Source organism: Silvibacterium sp. (assembly GCF_047605705.1).
Taxonomy (GTDB): domain Bacteria; phylum Acidobacteriota; class Terriglobia; order Terriglobales; family Acidobacteriaceae; genus Silvibacterium.
Map to the genome: position 1 here is coordinate 1 of NZ_JASGFD010000100.1, position 6,529 is coordinate 6,529.

The 6,529-nt window shown below is 59.3% G+C and carries 6 protein-coding genes; 2 read left to right on the forward strand and 4 right to left on the reverse strand.

Annotated features, from left to right (window positions below):
- Positions 1-125: 125 nt before the first annotated feature.
- Both QM649_RS19910 and QM649_RS19915 read left to right on the forward strand, forming a co-directional pair.
- The gene (locus QM649_RS19910) at positions 126-2,135 is read left to right on the forward strand and encodes a TIM-barrel domain-containing protein (protein WP_415200830.1); all 2,010 of its coding nucleotides are present in this window, start codon (positions 126-128) and stop codon (positions 2,133-2,135) included.
- Positions 2,136-2,156: 21 nt separating this feature from the next.
- Positions 2,157-2,891, forward strand: a complete 735-nt coding sequence (locus QM649_RS19915; protein ID WP_415200825.1) for a DUF6209 family protein — start codon at positions 2,157-2,159, stop codon at positions 2,889-2,891.
- Positions 2,892-3,070: 179 nt separating this feature from the next.
- Here QM649_RS19915 and QM649_RS19920 read toward each other — a convergent pair whose 3' ends face one another.
- From QM649_RS19920 to QM649_RS19935, 4 genes are all read right to left on the reverse strand, one after another.
- The gene (locus tag QM649_RS19920) at positions 3,071-4,120 is read right to left on the reverse strand and encodes a protein-glutamate methylesterase/protein-glutamine glutaminase (protein ID WP_415200826.1); all 1,050 of its coding nucleotides are present in this window, start codon (positions 4,118-4,120) and stop codon (positions 3,071-3,073) included.
- Between the two features lie 18 nt (positions 4,121-4,138).
- Positions 4,139-4,768 (reverse strand): chemotaxis protein CheD, encoded by a 630-nt coding sequence (locus QM649_RS19925; RefSeq protein ID WP_415200827.1) that lies wholly within the window; start codon positions 4,766-4,768, stop codon positions 4,139-4,141.
- Positions 4,765-5,631, reverse strand: coding sequence for a CheR family methyltransferase (locus tag QM649_RS19930; protein WP_415200828.1), 867 nt, complete (start codon positions 5,629-5,631; stop codon positions 4,765-4,767). The genes QM649_RS19925 and QM649_RS19930 overlap by 4 nt, the downstream gene beginning before the upstream one ends.
- Positions 5,632-5,775: 144 nt before the next feature.
- A partial coding sequence (locus tag QM649_RS19935) for a methyl-accepting chemotaxis protein (protein WP_415200829.1) occupies positions 5,776-6,529 on the reverse strand: 754 nt, incomplete at its 5' end.

The following is a 6,529-nucleotide window of genomic DNA, read 5'->3' on the forward strand; positions in this document are numbered from 1 at the left end:
GTTCGGACATGAGTGGCAAATACTAACTGGGCGCGCTCTACAATGAGCTCGACTATTACTTCATGGCCGGTAACGCCGTTTCGGACGTCCTGCAGCAATACACCACGCTCACCGGCCGCGCCTCTATGCCGCCGCGCTACGCCTTCGGATTGCATCAGGGCGCCTACGGCTACTTCGACCATATCAAGTTGAGCGACGCCGCAAATGCCTACCGCAGCAATAACATTCCTTGCGATGGCCTTCACATCGATGTCGACTTTCAGGACAACTACCGTACCTTCACTCATTCCGAAGCTAAGTTTCCCAACGCGGCCGCGCTTTTCAAAACGCTCCATGACAATGGCTTCAAAATGAGTACCAACATCACACCAATCATCACCGACAATGAGCTCGGAGAATCTGGCTCAGTAGAGCCCTATACTCAGCGTCAGGCGCTCGCCGCCGCCAACGCGCTCATCCCCAGCACCTTTGCCGATGGTGAAAACTGGCCCGGACCGTATCTCGCGGGCGTCAATTATGGCTTCAACCGCGGCAATAACCCGTATGTGTCTTCCTACCCTCCGTTGACTGTGAACAACCAGGGACTGGTGCCGCTCACTGCACCAGGGAATTATCCCGATTTCGGCCTCACTGCCGTCCGCAAAGTATGGGGCGAACAGTATCAGCACCTGCTCAATGACCTCGGCCTTGACATGATCTGGCAAGACATGACCTGCCCCGCTATCGATGGCAACATCGTGGCGCTCAAGACCTTTGAGCAGGACCTGATGATGTCGCGCGAGTCTATCGCCGCAAATGGTGCCATCGTCGTCGACACGCTGCCTAACGCCAAGCTGCATAACAGCTATGTCCTGAATCTGCTCCGAGCAACCTGGGAAGGGATCACGGCACTAAAGCCAGAGACACGGCAGTTCATCATCGCGCGCGGCGGCTACGCAGGCATGCAGCGCTATGCAGCTCTCTGGACAGGCGACTCCGCTTCAACCTGGGACTTCCTAAGGATCAACATTCCCGAGGTCTTGAACCTGGGCCTTTCTGGTGTGCCAATCAGCGGCTGCGACATCGGCGGCTTCGCCAAGATCAACGTAGACGGCATCGATACCGCCTACCCGGATTCATCGATTGTCGGCACCCCTTTTGTCAATGCCGTCGTTGTAGGCGGTATCACCAATTATGAGCTGCTCACTCGGTGGATGCATCTCGGCTCATTCTTGCCCTGGTATCGCAATCACTATGACGGCTATAACAAACAGTTTCAGGAGCCCTGGGCCTACGGCGAACCCGTTCCCACCAACTGCCGTCGTTACGTCCAACTCCGTTACCGCATGATGCAGATTTACTACGATGCAATGTACGAGTGGACACAGACCGGAATGCCGATTGCTCGGGCTCTCTTTCTGAATGATGGCGCTGATCCCCAGGTCTATAACCATCTCGACGATCAGTTCTTCGTCGGGAGTGACTTCCTCGTCGCACCGATCCTCGACCCGCACGACTCGCTCTCTCCACCCACTTCTCCGGTCCGTTCCATCTATCTCCCGGCCGGCAGCGATTGGTACGCCTTTGCCGATAACACCTCTCCGCTCTCGGGTGCAGTCTCTGGTGGCACGCTCATCAGCAACTACTATGCACCGTTAAACCTGGTTCCAATCTACGTCCGCGCCGGAGCCATCCTACCCTTCTGCGAACTCGAACAGTGGGTCGGCCAGTTACAGTCCAACCCTCTCACCTTTAACTGCTATCCCGGCCCGGATCGCTGGACCCCAGACACGGCTTACAGGCTTTACCAGGACGACGGCATTTCTACGGACGCTGCCAACCACAGCAAATACCGCACCTCTCTGCTCTATCAGAGAACCCTGAGCACAAGCAGCAAGACTATCCGGGAGTTTCGCATTCAACGCACCGCGGATGCTTATGAACCGCCATCCAGCTTCTTTTACGTGGCAATCCTCGGCAGTATCACCGCTCCCACCGCGGTTAGCCGTGATGGCACAGCTCTCCCAGATGTGAATACCCCCGATGGGCTGAACAACTCTCCCGGCGATGCGTATTACTGGAACGAGTCCATCCAGGTTGCCTTCGCAAAGCTCTCCGATATCAAGTCGGACTCCACCATCCAATTCGTTTATTAGTATTTCCGAGGAGAGATCGCGATGCTGATCCGACATTACAAGGGCAACACTCCTACCTTCACCTTCACAGCAGACTTTCACGAGTTGGTGCGCGGCGACCTGATCTCTGGCCACGGCATACTTCGCTATGACCCGTTCCGTATAGTTCCGCCTGAAGAGGTTGCCACACTCCCCGCCGTACAACGACCCGTCGTCGCCGAGTGCCGCTTCCACCCCTCGGGCGAGCTCTGGTCAGAACATCTGTTGTTTCCCAAGGCCAGGCGTCTACAAGCTGACTGGGATCCCACCGGGCAAGGCACCATGCTGGAAGCTGAGATTCCCATCCCCCCCGGCGCCACTGCATTCGAGTTTTGGTTTTCCTACCAGGATGCGCATGGCGAGATTCGCTACGACAGCGAGATGGGCAAGAATTTCTTCCTTCGTTTCGCCTCCCTCGATCTAAAAATCGAATCGGCTTCTCAAGCCACGCGTGGAGAAGGTGGCGTCTTTACGCTCTCCGTCCTCTCGTTACCCGAGGTCGAGGATATTACAGTTCGCTGGCGCCTCACCGCACTGCCGCAGGTCGCACGTCAGAAGACGGCCCTGATCTCTAATTCCATTTCGGGTGACCGCAAACGCTGGACGCTGCCTGCGGGGAGTCTGCTGATGGATGCTAAGTCGCCCATCGCCTTCGACCTTGTCTATAGCGTCGGGGGTCATAGCTTCACGGATGACAACGAAGGCACATGGTACGTGGTCGCGCCACAGTCAAGCTAGGCTGGGAGGGAGGCTCTTCGCTCCTTACAAACCCCGAATACATCAAGAACGCGAGACCATCCCGCTTAGGGGACAACTACAACACCTGCCTCTGATCTGTCAGCGCCAAGGAGGAACAAACACGGCAAGCCCGCCAGTCAGGATGCATTCTGAAGCCAGGGCTATCGGTCGACAACTCACTACCCCATCTGCAGGCGCTGCATCATCCCAAGGGAAATCCGTTCCAGGGGAAGTACCTCGTCGACGCCTCCCAGCTTTAAGGCTTCATGCGGCATGCCGTAGACCACGCTTGTCGCTTCGTCCTGCGCAATGTTGTAGGCACCGGCCTGCTTCATCTCGAGCATGCCCCGCGCGCCATCGCCGCCCATTCCTGTGAGGATCACCCCAAGCACATTGCGGCCCATCTCCCGCGCGCAGGAAGAAAACAGCACATCGACCGAGGGCAGGTGCCGATTCACTCGCTCGCCCCGGTAGACGTGCACCCCGTACTCCATGCCCTTGCGCACCACCGCCATGTGGTGGCCGCCCGGCGCCAACAGCGCGTGGCCGGGCAGAATCCGGTCCCGGTCCTCTGCCTCCTTCACCTGGATGCGACAAAGAGAATTCAGCCGCGCCGCGAACTGCTTGGTAAAAGTCTCAGGCATATGCTGCACGATAACGATGCCGGGAAAGTCCGCCGGCAGCACGGTAAGCACCTCGCAAAGAGCCTCGGTGCCGCCGGTGCTTGCACCGATGGCGACTACCTTATGGGTTGCCGTAAATTGCGGTGTCGACCGGCTCGACACCGGGGCCACGGACGCCACCGTACGTTGCCCCACACGCACCTTCGCCCGCGCCGCTGCCTTCACCCGCGCTACGATCTCCTCTGCCTGCTGCAACGTGCCTGCCGAGACGTCGAGCGTTGGCTTCGCGATGTAGTCGACTGCCCCGAGACTCAGAGCCCGCAGCGTCACCTCGGCACCCTTCTCCGTCAACGTCGAGATCATCACCACCGGCATCGGGTGGCCCCGCATCAACTTCTCCAGGAATGTGAGACCATCCATCCTCGGCATCTCCACATCCAGCGTCAGCACGTCCGGATGAAGAGCCTTGATCTTTTCCCGCGCCACAAACGGATCGCCGGCGACTCCGACCACCTCGATCTCCGGATCGCTGGAAAGAATCTGGTGGAGCAGCTTCCGCATCAGCGCGGAGTCATCGACAATCAGAGCCTTATAGGGGGGTGGCATGGTCGGCTCCTTTTCTCTCTAGAACAGCGTGATTTCGCCTGTACGGTCTTCTTCGCCACGATGCGAGACACGATAACTCCGCTCCTCTTCGACGACTTTCTTCAATCGCGAGCCATCGACAGAGCGCACCAGCGTTCTTCCCGACGAGGTGCAGAAGCTGACCTGCAGGGCCTGCGTGCCGCCCAGCCGCTGCGCCACCAGGGGAATGTGTTCGGTCGCGAGAAAATCGCGGATGAACGAGGCATTCATCGCCCCTACCGTGGAGCGCTGCAGCACGCTCATCACATTCGCAGCGCCGAACACCTTCGCCTCCAGGCGGCTCCGGTACGCGCCCTGCTTCATCGTCTCGTTAATCAGCAACTCCATCGCATTCACTCCGAATCGCGTCCCATGATCTCCCTTCGAACTCGAAGGCAGCAGGATGTGGTTCATTCCCCCCGCGCGCGTTACCGGATCGCGCAGGCAGACTGCGATGCAGGAACCGAGAAGCGTCTGTATGACGGTCGGCGCGCTGCTGGCGAAAACCTCTCCGATGTAAATCCGGTGGTGAGGCGTGTTGCCGAAGCACTCGACGGCAGGCTTTTGCCGCGCGGCCGCGCCCTGCCGCGGAGATCGCTGGTCTTCCGCATTGCACGGCTGCGCCCTCATATCGGCGCATCCCGCAGTTGGAACACCGTGTGGTTCAAAGGTGTAACCGCGTCATTCAGCCACGGAATATGCTCCGAATGGCCGAGAATGAGGTATCCCCGCGGCTCCAGCAACCGGATCATCCTGCGCAGAAACATCTCCTGAGTGTCTTGATTGAAATAGATCAGCGCGTTGCGAAAGAAGATGACATGGAACTTTCCTGACAACGGCCAGACCTTGTCCATCAGGTTGATACGCGAAAAGGCAATCAGGCGCCGCAGCTCGGGCTTCACCTTGACGAATCCCGAGGACTCGCCTTTGCCGCGCAAGAAATATTTCTGGCGCAGCCCGGGCGTCACATCCCCCAACAGGTTTTCCTGGTAGACGCCGCGAGAAGCCGTGTCCAGCACCGTCGTGTCGATGTCCGATGCGATGATTTCGATATTCCAGGAAGACATCCCCCCGAAGGAGGCTCCATCCCTCCCGCACAGCGCATCGCACAAACTCATCGAGATCGAATACGGCTCCTCGCCCGTGGAGCAGGCCGCACTCCAGATGCGTATCGATTTCGCCTGTCCGCCCCGCGCCGCCTTCATCCTCTCCGGCACCACCACGTCGCGCAGAAAATCGAAATGATGCGACTCACGAAAGAACGAGGTCTTGTTGGTCGTAACACAGTTGATCAGCTCGGCTATCTCGTTGTCGTCCCTCGACCGTTCGAGATAGTCGTAGTACTCAGAAAAGTTTTGAAGTCCGTGATGCTTAACCCGCCGCGTGAGACGGGAGGCCAGCATCACGTTCTTGCCATCGCGCAGCCAGATCCCGGTATGTTGATGAACAAGTTCACGAAAGCGCTTGAAGTCAAGCGCGCTCATGGTGAGCATAGCTTCCTCTTCGCACTGCCATGGGTATCAGTAGAAGGCTTCTTGCCTCATGCGCCGGCAGCCCGGATCTCATGCGGCCCGCATGAGATCCGCCCTCGCAACGGGACTCGTCAAAGCCCGGGCTCCAGGCATCAGGGGGGGCTGCTAGAACTCCTCGAAGTTATCGTCCCGGCTGCCTCCACCATGGCCGGCCATCGCCAGTTCGGGCTGCGGAGCATGGTGTACCGTTCTGGCAGGCGCGGGCCGGCGGGCTATCCCGCTAGAGCGCAACTGCGGCTTATGCAGCGCCCCGCTCTTGGTCGTGCCCGGCTTCACCCGAGTTGGCGTCGTGGGAGCGCCCTCGACGTTGCCGAGCTTGAAGGCGCTGATCGTCTTCATCAACTGCGCCGCCTGGTCGGAGAGCGACTGCGCGGTCGAGGAAAGCTCCTCGGTCTGCGCCGAGTTGGACTGCGTCACCTGGTCCATCTGCGTCATCGCGGTGTTCACCTGCTCCACACCCGTGCTCTGCTCCGCCGAGGCCACCGCGATCTCGCCCACGATGTCGGTAACGCGCTTGACCGAGGTGACGATGCCCTGCAGCGTCTCTCCCGAGCGGTTGACCAGTTCCGAACCGCGCTCCACCTTGCGCCGTGAATCCTCGATGAGGCCCTTGATCTCCTTCGCCGCCCCGGCGCTGCGCTGTGCGAGGCTGCGCACCTCAGTGGCCACGACTGCGAAACCGCGGCCTTGCTCGCCCGCCCGTGCCGCCTCCACCGCCGCGTTCACGGCCAGGAGATTCGTCTGGAAGGCGATCTCGTCGATCGTCGAGATAATGTCCGAGATCTTGGCCGATGCCATTTTGATATCAGACATCGCTGTGACCGCGTTTGAAACAACCTCCTGCCCTTGCACCGCTGCA

What these genes read in the sequence shown, in the direction of transcription:
- QM649_RS19930 (WP_415200828.1), bottom strand. Translation starts at nt 5,631, where the DNA reads ATGCTCACCATGAGCGCGCTTGACTTCAAGCGCTTTCGTGAACTTGTT.
- QM649_RS19920 (WP_415200826.1), bottom strand. Translation starts at nt 4,120, where the DNA reads ATGCCACCCCCCTATAAGGCTCTGATTGTCGATGACTCCGCGCTGATG.
- QM649_RS19910 (WP_415200830.1), top strand. Translation starts at nt 126, where the DNA reads ATGCCGCCGCGCTACGCCTTCGGATTGCATCAGGGCGCCTACGGCTAC.
- QM649_RS19925 (WP_415200827.1), bottom strand. Translation starts at nt 4,768, where the DNA reads ATGAGGGCGCAGCCGTGCAATGCGGAAGACCAGCGATCTCCGCGGCAG.
- QM649_RS19915 (WP_415200825.1), top strand. Translation starts at nt 2,157, where the DNA reads ATGCTGATCCGACATTACAAGGGCAACACTCCTACCTTCACCTTCACA.